Source organism: Motiliproteus coralliicola, from assembly GCF_003345655.1.
Lineage (GTDB): Bacteria > Pseudomonadota > Gammaproteobacteria > Pseudomonadales > Balneatricaceae > Motiliproteus > Motiliproteus coralliicola.
Genome location: NZ_QQOH01000001.1, coordinates 1,491,506 through 1,508,649, shown reverse-complemented (window position 1 = coordinate 1,508,649; position 17,144 = coordinate 1,491,506). Strand labels below are relative to the sequence as shown.

12 protein-coding genes and 1 tRNA gene are annotated in these 17,144 nt (G+C 55.5%); 9 read left to right on the top strand and 4 right to left on the bottom strand.

The window, feature by feature from the left end:
* The first annotated feature begins 19 nt into the window (after positions 1-19).
* The 6 genes from pepN to DV711_RS06715 all read left to right on the top strand — a co-directional run bounded on the left by pepN (position 20) and on the right by DV711_RS06715 (position 7,885).
* Complete coding sequence (pepN, locus tag DV711_RS06740) at positions 20-2,650, top strand: aminopeptidase N (RefSeq protein ID WP_114694838.1); 2,631 nt, start codon at positions 20-22, stop codon at positions 2,648-2,650.
* 302 nt (positions 2,651-2,952) lie between these two features.
* Positions 2,953-3,339, top strand: a complete 387-nt coding sequence (locus DV711_RS06735) for a hypothetical protein (RefSeq protein WP_114694837.1) — start codon at positions 2,953-2,955, stop codon at positions 3,337-3,339.
* Between the two features lie 299 nt (positions 3,340-3,638).
* A complete protein-coding gene (locus DV711_RS06730; RefSeq protein WP_165840017.1) occupies positions 3,639-4,418 on the top strand; it encodes an OmpA family protein in 780 nt (259 codons plus the stop codon).
* Between the two features lie 192 nt (positions 4,419-4,610).
* Positions 4,611-5,324: a response regulator transcription factor gene (locus DV711_RS06725; RefSeq protein ID WP_114694835.1), complete on the top strand. Its 714-nt coding sequence runs from the start codon at positions 4,611-4,613 to the stop codon at positions 5,322-5,324.
* A 2-nt stretch (positions 5,325-5,326) separates the two neighbouring features.
* Positions 5,327-7,285: an ATP-binding protein gene (locus DV711_RS06720; protein ID WP_114694834.1), complete on the top strand. Its 1,959-nt coding sequence runs from the start codon at positions 5,327-5,329 to the stop codon at positions 7,283-7,285.
* Positions 7,286-7,621: 336 nt separating this feature from the next.
* On the top strand, positions 7,622-7,885 hold the full coding sequence (locus DV711_RS06715) for a hypothetical protein (RefSeq protein ID WP_114694833.1): 264 nt from the start codon (positions 7,622-7,624) through the stop codon (positions 7,883-7,885).
* A gap of 122 nt (positions 7,886-8,007) precedes the next feature.
* On the opposite strand, the gene DV711_RS06710 is transcribed toward DV711_RS06715, so the two are convergent.
* The 3 genes from DV711_RS06710 to DV711_RS06700 form a co-directional block, all read right to left on the bottom strand.
* The gene (locus DV711_RS06710) at positions 8,008-8,439 is read right to left on the bottom strand and encodes a universal stress protein (RefSeq protein WP_114694832.1); all 432 of its coding nucleotides are present in this window, start codon (positions 8,437-8,439) and stop codon (positions 8,008-8,010) included.
* Between the two features lie 35 nt (positions 8,440-8,474).
* The gene (locus DV711_RS06705; RefSeq protein ID WP_114694831.1) at positions 8,475-11,063 is read right to left on the bottom strand and encodes a TRAP transporter permease; all 2,589 of its coding nucleotides are present in this window, start codon (positions 11,061-11,063) and stop codon (positions 8,475-8,477) included.
* Between the two features lie 88 nt (positions 11,064-11,151).
* On the bottom strand, positions 11,152-12,129 hold the full coding sequence (locus DV711_RS06700) for a TAXI family TRAP transporter solute-binding subunit (protein ID WP_114694830.1): 978 nt from the start codon (positions 12,127-12,129) through the stop codon (positions 11,152-11,154).
* Between the two features lie 325 nt (positions 12,130-12,454).
* On the opposite strand from DV711_RS06700, the gene DV711_RS06695 reads away from it, so the two are divergent.
* From DV711_RS06695 to DV711_RS06685, 3 genes are all read left to right on the top strand, one after another.
* A complete protein-coding gene (locus tag DV711_RS06695; RefSeq protein WP_114694829.1) occupies positions 12,455-13,285 on the top strand; it encodes an HDOD domain-containing protein in 831 nt (276 codons plus the stop codon).
* A 199-nt stretch (positions 13,286-13,484) separates the two neighbouring features.
* Positions 13,485-13,561, top strand: a tRNA-Pro gene (locus DV711_RS06690).
* 1,184 nt (positions 13,562-14,745) lie between these two features.
* Positions 14,746-15,831: a hypothetical protein gene (locus DV711_RS06685; RefSeq protein WP_114694828.1), complete on the top strand. Its 1,086-nt coding sequence runs from the start codon at positions 14,746-14,748 to the stop codon at positions 15,829-15,831.
* Between the two features lie 506 nt (positions 15,832-16,337).
* On the opposite strand, the gene DV711_RS06680 is transcribed toward DV711_RS06685, so the two are convergent.
* The gene (locus DV711_RS06680; protein WP_165840016.1) at positions 16,338-17,102 is read right to left on the bottom strand and encodes a substrate-binding periplasmic protein; all 765 of its coding nucleotides are present in this window, start codon (positions 17,100-17,102) and stop codon (positions 16,338-16,340) included.
* Between the last annotated feature and the right edge of the window lie 42 nt (positions 17,103-17,144).

The window sequence follows — 17,144 nt, the reverse complement described above, 5'->3', positions numbered from 1 at the left end:
AGAGCCGAGTTAAGAGCGCATGAGCAAGGACAATCCCAGAGCCATCCATCTAAAAGATTATCGAGTCCCGCCGTTTCTGATCGATCGAACCGAACTGCATTTTGAGCTCGGTGAAAAGGCCACGCTGGTCAAATCCCGCCTCAGCATGCGCCGTAACCCGGACAGTGACGAAGGTGATGCGGCGTTGCAACTGCATGGCGATACGTCGCTGGTGCTGCGTCGCTTGCAACTGGATGGCAAGGACCTGTCCGTAAGCGATTACCAGCGTGATGACGAGTCCCTGACCATTGCGCAACTGCCGGACAACTTTGTGCTCGAGTGTGTCACCCTGATCAAGCCGCAGGAGAACACCTCGCTGGAAGGTCTGTACAAGTCCAACGGCATGTTCTGTACCCAGTGTGAGGCTGAGGGCTTCCGCAAAATCACCTTCTACCTCGATCGTCCCGATGTGATGTCGGTGTTTACCACCACCATCGTTGCCAATCGCCAGGACTACCCGGTGCTGCTTTCCAACGGCAACCCGGTGGAGCAGGGCGAGCAGGAGGATGGTCGGCACTGGTGTCGTTGGGACGATCCGTTCAAGAAACCGGCCTATCTGTTTGCGCTGGTGGCCGGCAAGTTGGAGCAGGTCGACGACAGCTTTACCACCCAGAGCGGCCGGGAGGTGGCGTTGCGGCTGTTCGTGGAACCGCAGAATCTAGACAAGTGCGACCATGCGTTAGCGTCGCTGAAGCGATCCATGGCCTGGGACGAACAGGTCTATGGCCGCGAGTACGACCTGGATATCTTTATGATCGTCGCCGTCGACCATTTCAATATGGGGGCGATGGAGAATAAGGGGCTGAACATCTTCAACTCCTCCTGCGTACTGGCCAATCCAGCCACCACCACCGATGCCGGATTCCAGCGGATCGAAGGGATCGTCGGGCACGAATACTTCCATAACTGGTCCGGTAACCGGGTCACCTGCCGCGACTGGTTCCAGCTCAGCCTGAAGGAGGGCTTCACGGTCTTCCGCGATGCCGAGTTCTCCGCCGACATGGGGTCGCGCACGGTAAAGCGGATCGAAGATGTGTCACTGCTTCGCACCGCCCAGTTTGCCGAGGATGCCGGCCCGATGGCGCACCCGGTACGGCCTGCCAGCTATATCGAGATCTCCAATTTCTACACCCTGACGGTCTACGAGAAGGGCGCCGAGGTGGTGCGGATGATTCATACCCTGCTGGGCGCAGAGCAGTTCCGGAAGGGATCGGATCTGTATTTCGAGCGCCATGACGGCCAGGCGGTCACCACCGATGACTTCATCCAGGCGATGGAGGATGCCTCCGGTATCGATCTGGGGCAGTTCCGACGCTGGTATTCCCAGGCTGGTACCCCGGTGGTGGAGGTCAGCGATGACTACGATGCCGAGCAGCGTCGATATCGGCTCAAGGTTCGCCAACACTGTCCGGCCACGCCTGAAAGTGACTCTAAGCAACCCTTCCACATCCCGCTGGCGGTGGGACTGCTGGACGAGCAGGGCAACGACCTGGATCTGGGGGACGGCCAGACCACAAAGATCTTGCACCTGACCGAGGCCGAGCAGGAGTTTGTCTTCGAAGGGATCGACAGTCAGCCTCTGCCGTCGCTGCTGCGCGGTTTCTCGGCGCCGGTCAAACTGCGCTACCCCTACAGTGCCGAACAACTGGTGTTCCTGATGGCCCATGACTCCGACGGTTTTAACCGTTGGGATGCGGGGCAGCGACTGGCGGTTGACCTGATGCAGGGGCTGATCTCCGATTACCAGCAAGGCCGTGAATTGGTGCTGGATCGCTCGTTGGTCGAGGCCTACACCAAGGTGCTGTCCGATCGTAGTCTGGACCCGGCGATGGTGGCCAAACTGTTGCTTCTCCCCAGCGAAGCCTATCTGGCGGAGCTGGCTGAGGTGATCGACCCGGAAGCGATCCATCTGGTGCGCGAGTTCGTCAAGCGGGAGTTGGCCCAGGCGCTGCAAGGGTTGCTGATGGATGCCTACCGTCACAATCGTAGCGAAGGGGACTACCAACTCAACGCCGACGCAATTGCCCGTCGCAGCCTGCAGAATGCGGCCTTGTCCTACCTGATGACGTTGGAACAGCCGCGTATTCTAGTGCTGGCCCAACATCAGTTTGCCAGTGCCGACAATATGACCGATCAGCTAGCCGCGTTGTCGTTGATCGCCCACTCGGGCTTTGAGTCCGAACGGCAGCAGGCGCTGTCAGAGTTTTATCAGCAGTGGCAGCAGGATCCGCTGGTGGTCAACCAGTGGCTCAGTGTCCAGGCAACTTCGCCGCGGGACGATAGTTTGACCCAGGTTAAGGCGTTGATGGCCCAACCGCTGTTTGATTTGACCAACCCAAATCGGGTTCGGGCACTCATCGGCGCCTTCTGTGGTCAGAATGCCGTGCAGTTCCATCGGGCCGATGGAGAAGGTTACCGGTTCCTGGCGGATCAGGTGATCGCGCTGGATAAATTGAATCCGCAGATTGCTTCAAGGTTACTGACTCCGCTGACACGCTGGAAACGTTACGACAGTCGCCGTCAGGCGCTGATGCGCGCCCAGCTGGAGAGGATCATGGCCGGAGAGCTGTCCAAGGACAGCTACGAAATTGTCAGTAAGAGCCTGGCCTGACGTCGGTGAAACCGCGTCACGATCATTTCGGGAACCTGTTTGATACCGATAAAGTCGTTGGAATTAAACTGGAAACCGAGCGTCGTACTTATCCCTATAGCCAATAGCTAAGGGCAACGTCGCTCTGACAAACTATACTGACCCAGTCGGAAATCAGATCAAGCGGATGGTGCTGTTTTTAATGGCGCCAGCCCGGGGCAGGGCTGCCCCAGCAACAGCTGAACAGCTCCGTGTGACCAGAACCGGTCGCCTGCAGGTGGGCCGGATAAGAATAGTTATAAGTGTTAGGGGATAGTTAAATTATGCAAAGCCATCTTGCTGCCAATCTCAAGAGTGACTTCCAGCAGCATTACCGCCGTTTCGAAGAGCACTACGACCAGGGCAATAGCGCTAATCAGGAGCTTAAGCAGGCCAAAGCCAGCCGCGTCTGGATGATCGCCGTACTGGCGCTGCTGTTCTCCATGTCTTCGGATTTCTTCCTTGGTGCGGCCGCCGCGATGTTTGGGGTTTATTTCTACCGCATCGTCAGCGCCTATATGCAAAGGGCGCAGTCGGAAGATGCGATGGAGGAGATTGAGCGTTGGTTCAGCGCCAAGGGGTTGATGCTTCAAGATAAAACACCCTTCTTCAAAGGTGATGACCAGCTTGAAAACCCGCTGAACCTGTTCGAGGACCGGGTTTACCAGTAAACCCTTCCAGCAACACCTGTGTTGATCAAACGCCGTGCCTAGCACGGCGTTTTTCGTTGCGGCGCCGATCTTGACCTCTTAATAGCTTGCTGCTGGTTTGTCTTCCTGCTTATGAGCATCTAAGGGCGCATCAGCGCTCCATTTTTTCTCCATGGTTTGTCCGTCCCGGCTCCCATCTTGGCATCCGCCGTTGCGGTTCAATAGCTCCACGACCTCGATGAGGGGAGCGCCGAACCAAGGCCACGTCCCTCTGAATACCAAGCTTTGCCATGACAGGCCCGAGGGCCAGGAGAGACAGGATGAAACTTGCATCACACTATTCGAAGACTTCACTCAAGTCCGCTAGCTTCGGCGCTATGGCGCTGACGATAACGCTGGCTAGCGCTTCGCTGCAGGCGGCCGAAACGGTAGCGCCGACGGATAAAACCCCACAGCACCTCGGTTTTGGTGCCGGTGCCGTCGCTGGTGCGGTGGTTGGCGGACCGATTGGCGCGATTCTGGGCGGTACATTCGGCGCCATGATCGGCCAGGACGAGGTGCAGCAGCGTCAGTTGGCGTACAGCGAAAATCAATCCCAGCAGGCGGAACAGCGGCTGGTTGAAGCGCAGAGCCAGCTGCAACAGGCGGAGCGACAACTGGCGGAAAAGCGGGCTCAGATTGAGCACGCCGAGCAGCAGTTGGCCGGCCTGGGCCAGCAGCATGAAGCCCTGCAGCAGTGGGTCAGCGGGCTGCGGCTATCGGTCTACTTTGATCACAACAGCAGCAGCCTGAAAAACAAATACCAGCCGATGCTGCAGTCCATTAGCCAGGGACCGCTACAGGTTCCGGGAATGCGGATCGATCTTGAAGGCCATACCGATCGTGCCGGGCTATCCGACTACAACCGGCAACTGGCCAAGCAGCGTAATCAACGGGTCAGCCAGGCGTTGGTGGGAGGCGGTACCGCCGCCGAGTTGATCGATCAGACTGCGCTGGGCTCAACCCAGGCCCAGACCGACAAAATCTACGCACCGGAGGACCGACGGGTTGATGTGCGGTTCGAATTTGATCAGCAAGAGGCGGTTGTCAGTCGCCGGTAAGCACAAGCGGCTTGTGACCAAGGATCTTGGCACTCTGATCTATCCCGAATGGGGTGACAGGCGTGGAAAGACGGGTCGGAGTAGCGGTGGCTGCTCCGGCCCAGTTATGTCAAAGTGCTTGTCTGCCTGGGATTTTTCATGATTCCCGGAGTCGGATAAAGTTATCGCCATTTAACCCGAGCTGGATTATCGATGCACCACCAGATCCTGATCGTCGAGGATGATCCCGACCAGTTACAGAATTACTCCGATGCTCTGTGCTCGTCCCACTATCAGGTGCGGGCATTTGACAGTGATCAGCAGGTACGCGAGCAACTGGATGCCGAACCGGATATCGCTCTGCTCGATATCCACCTGGGTAGCAACCCCGATGCCGGGTTTGAATTGTGCCAATGGTTATTGGGACGGTACCCGGATCTACCGGTGCTGTTCATTACCTCTCGCAGCGACGAGATCGATCAGATCTTCGGCCTGCGTTTGGGAGCCTGGGATTATTTGACCAAACCGGTTTCTCTGATGCTGTTGCGGGAGAAGGTGGCCGCGATCCTGAAACGAGCCCGTAAACTCTCCGAGGTCGTCTCGGATCGTTCGGCGGGTCAGGATGAGTTGGAATCGGAGTTGGCACTGGATATCAGCGGTGCTCGAGCGATGTGGCGAGGATTACCCTTGAATCTGACTGTCACCGAACTGCTGATTGTCGAAGCCCTGGTCAACGCCGAGGGGGCGGTCGTCAGCTTCGATGCGCTGGCTCAAAAGACCCGTCAGACGGTGGTCACCAACAACACCCTCAGTACCCATATTCGCCACCTGAGGAATAAATTCAAAGCCGTTGATCCGGATTTTGATCGGCTGGTCAGTGTCTATGGGCTGGGCTACCGCTGGCAGGAGAGCGAGGGAGGCAGCTGACCATGCGTCTGACGCTGCGCAAAAAACTGCTGCTGATGCTGCCGTTGCTGGGGTTGGTTCCCTGGCTGGGGCTGCGTTATTTCGACGCGATCAACCAGGTGGTCGACCAGAGCCAGATCCAGGCTGCGCGCTTGGTGGCCGAGGCGGCGGCAGCCAATATCGTCAACCGAGCTGAGACCGAGGACTGGTGGTCTGCTGATCCGAGTCGAGTGGCGGTCGAAAGCGGCGACGGTAGTTCGGCCACAACCGGCGACACCGATACCGACACAATGGTATCGGCAATTCCGGTATACGGCTTACGGCAGGCGTTAACCCTGGATGGCTTTTTCAGCGACTGGCCCGAGCATCTGGCCCATGTCCGGCACGAGGGGCTACAACTTCGAGCGGCACAGTATCGACAGCAGCTCTATCTGGCGATCGAGGTGGATGACGGCAGCCGTTACTACGCCCGAGCCGGGATCGATTTCAGTGAGCCCGCCCGCTACGACTATCTGGATTTGGTCTTGGCTGACGGTCAGCGATTTAGGCTGATGGCCGAAGGTCCGGGGCTGTTTCGGGCCCGTATTCCAAAGCGCCGACTGCGGCATCGTTCGACCCCGATCGAAGCGGTCTGGTGGGAGCGCGCCGGCCGTTACCAGCTCGAACTGAAAATGCCCGTGTCTCTGCTGCAATCTTCACCTGAGCTATTGATCCAGGCCCATGACTTCGATGGCAGCTCAGGGCCGGTTCGCTCCTATCCACTACGCCTGCAGCCTCTGGTTCCCGAACTGCAGCAGTTGTTGGGTAACTACTCCCAGAGCGACCAGCAACTGGTGTTGCTGGACTCCGATAGCCAGCCTTTGGCGACCACCGAAGGCTTGGGGCCGCTGTCGTTGCAGCGCCTGCAACAATTTATCGACAGCGGGCGAGAGGCTTCCATAAGTGGCGGCTGGGCCGCGGTGCAGGTGCCGGTTTATCCGCAGTTGCCGGAGGGGCCAAGGCTGGTAGTCCAGATCGCCAGTGATCGAATGGCGCTGGTCCAGCGTCAGTCGCTGTTTGATCTGGGGTGGCAGACCCTGGCGGTGTTGCTGGCGGTTATTGTCGGGCTGTTGTGGTTTGCATCAAGGTTGGCGATTCGAATTAAACGCCTGGGTAGCGAGCTTAAGCGGCGTTTTGATGATCAGGGGCGGTTGCAGTCGGTAGAGCCCTTCAGCGATGGTTTGGCCAGCGATGAACTCGGAGAGTTGTCCCGCGATGGTCAGGTGCTGTTGCAGCGGCTACAGGGTTATACCCAGTTTCTGGAGCGCATGCCACGCACGTTGCGGCATGAGCTGAGTAACCCCCTCAACACCATCAGCACCTCACTGGAGCTGCTTGAGACCGAGATCGATCAACCTTTGGATGCGCGCCAACAGCGCTTGGTGGCCAGCGCTCGGCGGGGCGTCAGCAAGCTGGAACAGACCATCCAGAGCATTACCGAGGCGGTCAGTCTGGAGGATGCGTTGAACGCGGAGGCTGTATCGTCGGTTGCGCTGACAACGTTGCTGCAACGTTATGTCGAGCGTTGCCGGATCGACTTCCCACAGCAGCCGTTTGAACTGGAATTACCGCAAACCGATGTGATGCTGCGGGCCAACGAGTATCGGCTTGAGCAACTACTGGACAAGTTGGTCGACAATGCACTCGATTTCAATCTGGAAGCAGCCCCTATCCGGCTGCAATTAAGCCTTGATCCGCAGGGGTTGATGTTGCAGATCAGCAATCGAGCAACGCCTATCGATGATCAGCAAGCGGCGCAGTTGTTCGAGCTGTTTTGTAGCGAAAGGCGCCAGACGAGCGGCAGCCATCTGGGGTTGGGACTTTACGTGGTTAAATTGATTGCCCATGCCCAGCAGGCTGAGGTGGCGATCTTCAATCGACAGGATCGGGTGGTGGTAGAGCTGCGCTGGCCCCACGAAGTGATCGATTCGGGCAGGTCTTAAGGTCGTATCGATCAGCTCTGTGCTTCGATTTTAGCCGTGCTGCTGGGTTTAAGCCTGTTTAAGGGTTGACCAACGCCAGCCGGCTGACGTTTAATGATTCGGCCCTATTCAAGGGCATTCCTATTCACGACAGGCAGCAATTGATCCCATGTTTCGTTTAACCGCAACTTGGCATTCACGAAAAAACGCCTCCAATTCGATTTGGACGTTTGCCCCTGCCTGTCCGTGTGCTGAGTAGATAAAACCTTCTGGCCGCGGATCCTATCGCGGCCATGCACAAACTCCCTTTGTTGATACCCGATAGGTCCGTTGCCTCCTGACTTTAGGAGCAATACGATGATCCTGTTTAGTTTTGTTAAGCGAGCCCTGAACCAACTCGATCGGCGCGCCACCGATAGCCTCAGCTACCAGCAGCTGAGCCGCCTCGAACCCCGCCTGTTGGAAGATATCGGCCTCAAGCTGGAAGACGGTCGTGTGGTTGAACTGAATCCGACTGCCAGTCCTGCGGCCGAGATTCAGCCACCGGAAAGCGGCAACTGTTCGCAAACTGTTGCTGCGGCTTCGCAACTGGAGCCTGAACCGCAGGGCGGGGGTGGCTGAGCGCACCGCTGTCGCAGGATGCGACAGCGGTTGTTAACAGCAAGCCGTCCCCCTGTTGGAGCCGGGGGCGGCTTATGTCCGGGGTGCCAGGACCAAGGTGACAGAAATGGAATTGTTGCCCCTTAGTCGCGGATCACCAGTACCGAGCAGCTGGCCCGCTCGACCACCTTGCCGGCAACCGAACCGATCAGCGCTTCGTCGACCGAACTGTGCTTGCGGCTGGGAATGACGATCATCGAGGCATTGATCTGTTTGGCCATCTTAACGATCTGTTTGTAGGGGTTACCGTTTTTGACATGCAGACAGCTGGGCAGATCTTGGGGAACATGGCTGTCGATATACTGGTGCAGTTTTTTCTCCACCGCGTTGAGGGCGTTTTCCATCGCATCGGCGGGAAAGTAGGCCGCCACCATCGGCATATTGAATCCGGGTACGACGGTCATGACATGCAGCTCACCGCCGCTCTCGCGGGCCTGTGAGATGGCGATCTTCAGGGCCTTGTCCGCCAGTTCTGGCTTCTGGGCATCAATCGGTATCAGGATATCTTTGGACATGCCGGGCTCTCCTAGTCATCGCGACGGGCACCTGTTCAGGTTGCTGTGGCTGCTTGCGACTGCTGCTCCCGCCGCCGTCGTTGGCCGATCCACAGGGCACCCAGCAGTACCAGTGCCGGGATAAAGACCAGCTCTTTGGGTGGCCGTTCGGCATCGATCAGCAGCTGCTGGATCTCCCAGTCAAAATCAATACCAAGCTCCTGGGCCGGGCTACCGAAAGCGACCATGTCGACCACCGTGCGGTCATCATCCTGTCGCAGCATCAGTCCTGCGTTGGTCAAGCGGGTTTCACCATCGCCACTCTCACCCAGCGGCAACAGCACGATCTTGGAGACTTCATCGCCATCCAGGTTGATACCGCTGACCCGCATCCGTAGGTTACCGTCCGGAGCGATCTGTTCGGCGCGTTGATTGATCTCAGCGGCCGGGGCTTCCACCAGCGGCGGGTAGACTTCGTCCCACCAGAAGCCGGGCCGGAACAGCGAAAACGCCACCAGCAGCAGTCCGATCGTCTCCCACCAGCGGGTTTTTACCAGCCAGAAGCCTTGGGTCGCCGCGGCAAAGACCAGCATGGCGATGATGGCGCTGAAAATGGTCAACAGTAGCGACAGTACTGAATCAATGCCGATCAACAGCAACTGGGTGTTGAAGATGAACATGAACGGCAGCACCGCGGTCCGGATATCGTAAGTGAAGCCCTGGATACCGGTGCGAATTGGATCGGAGCGGGCGATGGCGGCGGCCGCAAAGGCAGCCAAGCCTACCGGCGGCGTGTCATCGGCCAGGATACCGAAGTAGAACACGAACAGGTGTACTGCGATCAGCGGAACGATCAGACCGTGGGCGGCGCCCAGGTTGACGATCACCGGCGCCATCAGGGTCGAGACGACGATGTAGTTGGCGGTGGTGGGCAGCCCCATGCCGAGAATCAGGCTGATCAGGGCGGTGAAGAACAGCATCAGCAACACCGAACCACCGGAGATAAATTCGACAAACTCGGTCATCACCAAACCGATACCGGTCAGTGTCACGGTGCCGACCACGATCCCGGCGGCAGCGGTGGCTACGCCGATACCGATCATGTTGCGGGCACCGCTGGCCAGCCCGTCGAATAGCTCCATCAAACCGCGGTAGACCGCACATTTGAGGTCACCCTGATGGCGGAACAGCGCCAGCAGAGGGCGGTGGGTGATGACGATCACGATCATGAACAGGGTGGCCCAGAAGGCCGACAGCCCCGGCGAGAAGCGCTCGACCATCAAACACCAGACCAGCACGAAGATCGGCAGCAGGTAGTAGAGACCGGATTTGACTGTCGGACCGACCTCGGGAAGCTCCACGACCTCGGCGTTGGGGTCATCCATCTGCAGTTCCGGGTATTGGGCCGAATAGCGCACCAGCAACACATACACCAGGCAGATCAACAGCCCCAACACCAGGGTGGCGGTACCGCCGAACAGATCCTTGGTCCAGCCGACGCCGTAATAGACTACGGCGGCGATAATGCAGATGCCCAGGAAGGTGGTCAGAAACGACAACAGGCTCTGCGCCAGGGTTGGGTTGGTCCGTCGGGGCAGCCCCTGCATATTGGCTTTGAGGGCTTCCAGATGAACGATATAGATCAGCGCGATATAGGAAATCAGCGCCGGCAAGATCGCGTGGGTGATCACCTCGACGTAGGAGATGCCCACATATTCAACCATCAGGAACGCGGCCGCGCCCATGATGGGCGGTGTTAATTGCCCGTTGGTGGAGGCGGCAACCTCGACCGCGCCGGCCTTGGTCCCGGGGAAACCGACCCGTTTCATCAGCGGGATGGTGAAGGTGCCGGTGGTCACCACGTTGGCGATCGATGAACCGGAGATCAGCCCGGACAGACCAGAGGAGACCACCGCCGCTTTGGCCGGGCCGCCTCGCATATGACCCAGCAGTGAAAAGGCGACCTTGATGAAGTAGTTGCCGGCGCCGGCCTTATCGAGCAGGGCACCAAACAGCACGAACAGGAACACGAAACTGGTCGAGACTCCCAGTGCCACGCCGAACACCCCTTCGGTGGTCAGCCACTGGTGCGACATGGTTTTGTTGAGGCTGGCACCCTTATGGGCAATGACATCCGGCATATAGGGGCCGGCAAAGGTGTAGATCAGGAAAACCGAGGCCACCACCATCAACGGTGGTCCTAGAGCTCGGCGAGTCGCTTCGAGCAGCAACAGCATCCCGGCCACGGCGGTGACGATATCGAACTGGGTCGGCGAACCGGCCCGATCCGACAGCTCGGCATAGAACAGGAATAGGTAACCGGCGCAGAAAGCGCCAACCAGGGCCATCAGCCAATCCTGAATCGGAATCAGGTCACGTCGAGAGCTGCTCAGTGCCGGGTAGGCGGTGAAGGCCAGGAAGATGGCGAAAGCCAGATGAACCGAGCGCGCTTCGGTGTCGTTAAGGACGCCAAAGTTGAGCAAAAAGGGGAGCGGGGAGGCGTACCAGAGCTGGAACAGGGCCCAGCAGACCGGGGTGATCAACAGGATTTTACCGGGTAAGCCACCCGGGTCGCGAGCGCCGCTGTCGGAAGAGGCGACTAGCTCCTGGATCTCTTTTTCGGCCGTATCATCATTGTGACTCATGGCAGGCTCCCTGACAGCCGGGGTCGATTCTTACTAAGTGGTTAGAAAAGACAATCCCCCGAAGCCAGGGCTCCGGGGGATCAGGGTCTTACATCAGACCGGCTTCTTTGTAGTACTTGGCCGCGCCCGGATGCAGCGGGGCAGACAGACCGTCTTTGATCATCTGTTCCTTCTTCAGATTACCAAAGGCCGGGTGCAGCTTTCTGAAGGTATCGAAGTTTTCAAATACCGCTTTGACCACTTCGTAGATCACATCATCCGGAGTATTGGTTGAGGAAACGAAGGTGGCGCCGACACCGAAGGTCATCACGTCGTTATCGTTGCCACGGTACATGCCGCCCGGGATGGTGGCGGTGCGGTAGTAGCTGTTGTCTGACACTAGCTTGTTAACCGAATCGCCGCTGACCTCGACCAGAACACTGTCGCAGGAAGTGGTCGCTTCCTTGATCGAACCACTGGGGTGGCCGACGGTGAAGACCATCGCATCGATCTTGTTATCGCACAGCGCCGAGGACTGCTCGGCGGACTTGAGCTCGGACGCCAGGGCGAAGTCATCCATGGTCCAGCCCTTGGCTTTCATCAGCACTTCCATGGTGCCGCGCTGACCAGAGCCGGGGTTGCCGACATTGACCCGCTTGCCTTTCAGGTCGTCAAAGGTCTTGATACCGGCATCGGCACGGGCGACCACGGTGAAGGGCTCCGGGTGGACCGAGAAGATGGCGCGCAGATCTTTGTTGCCGCCCTTGTCCTCGAACTTGCTGGTGCCGTTATAGGCGTGATATTGCCAGTCGGATTGGGCCACACCCATATCCAGCTCACCTTCACGGATCGTGTTGAGGTTGTAGACCGAGCCGCCGGTACTCTCAACGCTACAGCGGATACCGTGCTCCTTACGACCTTTGTTAACCAGTCGACAGATGGACCCCCCGGTCGGATAGTAGACCCCGGTGACCCCGCCGGTTCCGATCGTCACAAACCGCTGCTCGGCCGCTTGGGTCGACAACGAGGCCGTCAGGCCGATGGAGGTGGACAGTGCGACTACAGCAATATTCTTGAGTTTTAACATGGTTCAGATACCCGCAGCTTTGGTGATTAGAGACCGCAAAAAGGCAAACAGGCCTGCAGCAGGCGGGTTTTTGACCCGGCCTTCGAGACCCGTTGGCGGCGTAATAGCCTGCTACAAGTACTAGTCAGCAAAGGAGAAACTGTCAAATCAGGCCGCTGAAATAAGCGTCAAAACCGGCCTAGTTCAGGAAAAGCTGACCTGTCCAAGCGAATCCGATCCAAAACAATACGGGGATGGCTCTCGAGGCGGATACAGGCTTCTGTTGCTCAGGCCGAGGCACTGTTACACTGCAAAAAAAACAACTCAAAGGACTGCTAGAAGTACCATGAACGGTAAGCCTTATCTCATCCCACCGCGTCCGGAAGTTCTGCTGACACTAACCCGGTTGGTCAAAGCCGAGGAACCAGACTTTGACACGATCGTGGAAACCATCAAGACCGATGTCTCGATCTATACCGTGGTGCTGTCGATGGCCAACAGTCCCCGATATGCCGGCGTTCAGAAATTTACCTCGCTACATCAGGTTGTCATGCGGCTGGGGCTTAAACGGCTCTACTCGTTGATCGAGTTAATCGTGTTGAAAAAATCCCTTTCAAAAGCGGGTCGACTGGAGCGCTTCTGGGATAGTGCGATAGAGGTCGCCGAACTATCGGCCATGCTGGCACCTCGAGTTTCCAGTGAAGACCCGGATACCGCCTATACCGTCGGCATGCTGCATGATTGCGGCATCCCGCTAATGATCGAGAGCTACCCGGACTACCGGGAGTTCCTCGGAGCCATCGAAGGGCAACAGGTGGCGGCGTTGAGTTTGCAGGAGAACGAGCGCTACGGCGTCGACCACTTCAGCATCGGAGCGGAGATTGCCGAAACCTGGGGGATGCCGGACAGAGTCTGTCAGGCGATTCGACTTCAACTGCAATATCCGACGGTGTTGTTGGATGCATCGGATCACAGCAACGACAGCAGCAAAACGTTGCTCTGTCTGATCATGCTGGCCAAGAATATCAGTGAGAGATATCGACGGTATTGGCGTCTGAGTAGTTCCAGTCCGGATATCTCAGATCTGCTGCCAACCCTGACATACCTGGGCTTATCCGATCTGGATTATATTGATCTGCGCGACCACTGCCTGGACCAGTTGGAGTGCCGGGCATAACCGCCACGATAGGCTTTAGTTCGACTCGATGGCGGCCCGTTGACCAAGCTTTGATCAACCAGCCTGCCGGATCGTACAACAAATAACCGATCGTCGATAAATCGCCAAAAGCATTAAAAAAAGATGACGAAATGGTTGTGTTCAAGGGGCGCTTTATCTATCATGCGTGCCGCTGGAAACAGCCCCTGCAAGAAAAGATCGGCGTGTAGCGCAGCCTGGTAGCGCACATCCTTCGGGAGGATGGGGTCGGAGGTTCGAATCCTCTCACGCCGACCAACTTTCCCCTTAAAAACCGATTGTTGCATATCGGCCCTGATGTCACCTATCTCTGTTTTCTGTTGGGTGCCATATAGGCGCCATCGTGTAGAAAAAATCGAGTTTCTAACTCCTATCTACACCCACCAACAATCAACAACTATCCATCTTGATAATTACCGCCCCCAAGCGTAGCTATTGATAATAATACGTCTCATTATCTCTAGGTCGTGCGCTGCGCTACTGTAGTGGCGTCAGTTCGCTAGGATCCTTCCCTTCAGCTAGCTCATCTAACCACCCAATGGCTATTTCCCGGTTCTTATCATCAAGATTCGATTAAGAGTTCGAGGGCTTCAAATACTTGGTCTGAGACCTCAGTGAGTTTGTGCTGTGATGTGGGTCCAATAACGTAAGGCATGGCTGCAATCTCCTTGTTTTGCAGTTGTGTTTAGCTCTGGTTGGTCAAATGCTTGGCCTTTCAGGGCGCAGGAACAGATTAAGTTGTGGTTGGTCCGGCTGGCAATTCCACTTGTGACTATGGGTGCTCTCCGATCCTGTCTAGTCGGCCTTCTCAAAGGCTGGCCATTTTGGCGGCGTGGTTGCGTTGCTGGGGCGGCGGTCATTTGGTACTAGACCACGAAGATTCAACCCACCCCCACCCGGTTACTTATCTGTGTCACCAGGTAGTGCCTCAGCTCTGTCACTCCCTAGTGACAAATGGCTGTCCCTTCGCTTAATAGGAAGGAAGTCAGTAACGCATTCAGTAGCTATCAAAGTCTTGCGCAGCCGCACACCCGTAACGCCAGCAGGACCCATAAACAGTTTCGATCGCCGCGTGTATTGTCCAAATGGACAGGGTCGCTTTTTGATTCCCTTTGCTTCGAAGCATCTGCCTTCCCAAATAGCCGATCTACTATAGATCGGGTTATCGCACTTACTGCCCATCAACTGCCGTTTTGATGCCGTACCTATGGTAAATATATAAAGGTGCCCGTGTGGCGGACCAGTGAGGCCCCAATAACCCCGCTTTCTGGTCCGTGGGGAGGTCCTGATTGGCCCGTGAGGCGGACCAGCAAACTGCAGTATTAATTAACTTGCTTAAAAGCAGTGATTTGCCTATACATAAATCTATATCAGAGCTTCGTCTTAGGTGTCTTGGCCGCTGTTGATTATTTTTTTGATCAACTTATTAGATGGAGTGAATCATGTTTCCGTTTATATCAGGCACTCGCCTGAGTCATTTGGCATCGAATAAGAAACTAGAGATGTTAATCTTTGCTGTCGGACTTGTTATTAGTTCTTCTTCGCAAGCTGTATTTTTAGATCTTATATTTGTAGATGACTCGGGTTTTGGGAGTGCAGAAGCAAAAGTTGATACTGATTTCATTCAACCAGACGGTAGTATAAATAATAATACAGTTGTTTCTTTCTCGGCAACTGTTACTGATAATTCATCAGGAGAAGTTTTTCATTTTGATGATAATGGGGCTAATTGGTCAGGAATAATTAAAATTGAAGACGATAGCGTAAATATAGATTCTATGAGTTTTGCTCTTGAGCAAGGTGAAAATCTATTTAATTTTAGCGCTACAGGGCAGCCTAGTTCATTAGGGATACAAGGTGGAGCTTTTGTTCAGGAGTCTACTTCACCGTTTCGTCTAAAAGGCAGATCATTCTGGGATGATATAATTATTAGAGGCCCTGGGTGGGACCAGCAGAATCCTATTCCCCCAGAAGAAGACGAGGAGGATATAGAAATTAACCCACCTCGATGGCCTGTGGAATGTAGCCTTGCAACCTTTGACTGCGGAGATGGACTAACGGGTGGGGTTGTAGGCTGGTTAGATCCTGAGGTGGCTGTTGGATATGATTTTTATTTAGATCCATCTGTCCCAAATATTGCATCACTAGTTGCTCCTGTTGGTTTTGGTGATGATATATATGATTTGTTTTTGTTAGATGAGTTTGGTGCATTTGTCGATTCTGGAAAAAACCTTCTGGCTGGTGAAGAGTTTAATGTTATTTCAAGTTTAGGGATTCAAGATGGGATAAGAGCTTTCGGAATACGAGGCATTGAAGCGGAAGAGATGCTTGACCCTGATAATGGTTTAGCCTTTCCGATGGGAATTAGTTTTACAGACGATTGGAATAGCGGATCGGTTAGAATGGTACCTATTACAACTATTATTGATGATAGTACTCCCATACCTGAGCCTCCGACTAAGTTGATTGTTCTTCTAGCTATATTTTTGATGTATTTGATAAGTTTTGGTAGACATAGAGCTTTCTAATAATCTTTCCGAATTGATGTTAAACAAGATGATTGTCAACGTTGAATTTATTTAAAGCTGGCGTATATTACAAACAGTAAAAGGCCCTACGGGGCCTTTTTTATGGGCGAAATATGGCACTTCAAAAGCAAATCCCGGTTGAGTCCGTTCTGACAGTTACCTACAAGGAACTGACGATCGGGGAGGTTCGGGACTGGCTGAAAACCTTTAAGACAGGGCAGGGCGGCGATCTAGTAGATCAGCTCCACCAAGGCCCAGCTTGATGCCGTTTTCATGCCGTCCGCTGAGGACGCTCTCTGATCCAATTAAGGTGGTGATTAGCAATCAGGTACTAGGCCGTTACTGATCGGCACCCAGTTGTTGGAATCTTGGTTATTTGACGATGTACGTGGCTTGGGACCGCTGTTATCCAATGGGATGGATCAGCGTATCCGAATTCGTGCCGGCTAGACCGACTAGCGGGGTATTTAGAAGGGGGCTGTTAGACGTCGATTCCTCGCCCCGGACTATTCAGACAGACTTTGCGGGGCAGTTTCGGGGTAAAGCTTCAACCCGTGCTTGGTCCAGAGCTCGAGCATTTCGCCATTATGATGCATTTCAGATAGTGCTTGGTTAAAGCGTCGCTGAAATTGATGATCGCCTTTTTGCTTGGAGAAGCCGAAATAGCCGACCATTCGTCCAAATGGCGGCGTCAGGTAGGCAATTTTCGGTTGCAGCTGCTCTTTTCTCACTTCAAAGATAGCGTTGCGCTCATTGGCTGCCAGCAGTTCGCCCCGGCCTTTCTGGAGTAGCTGCAAGCCATGAGAAAAGGTGTTGGCTTCGACGGTCTGCAGCCGCGGTTTGATCTGTTCAAACTCGGCACCGTAGGCCCAGCCTCGGACGGTGATAATGCGCTGATCGGCGATGCCTTGAAGATTTCCGCGCCATTGACGGATGGTTTTAAAGTCCTTGCCGCGGGAGAGAAAGATCATATGGTCGTGATAGATCTCCGTCGCCGAATAGTCGAGTATCGCTTCGCGCTGACGGGTTTTATAGGGGCCGATCAGGCCATCCGCCGCACCGACTTCAACCAGCCGCAACGCCCGGGGCCAGGGTAGCACTAGCACCTTGAATTGGTCTCCGGTCAGTTCTGTTACTCGATGGAGTACGTCGATTGCCAGACCTTGCGGTTTGCCGTCCATCGACTCCTCCAAAATGTAGGGGAAGAAGGTGCCGACCATCAGATAGGGGGCTGATTCCTGTTCATCAGCCGATACCGTACAACAACTCACTAGATACAACACCAGAGCCCGAAGTAAAGCTCTGAAGTAGGG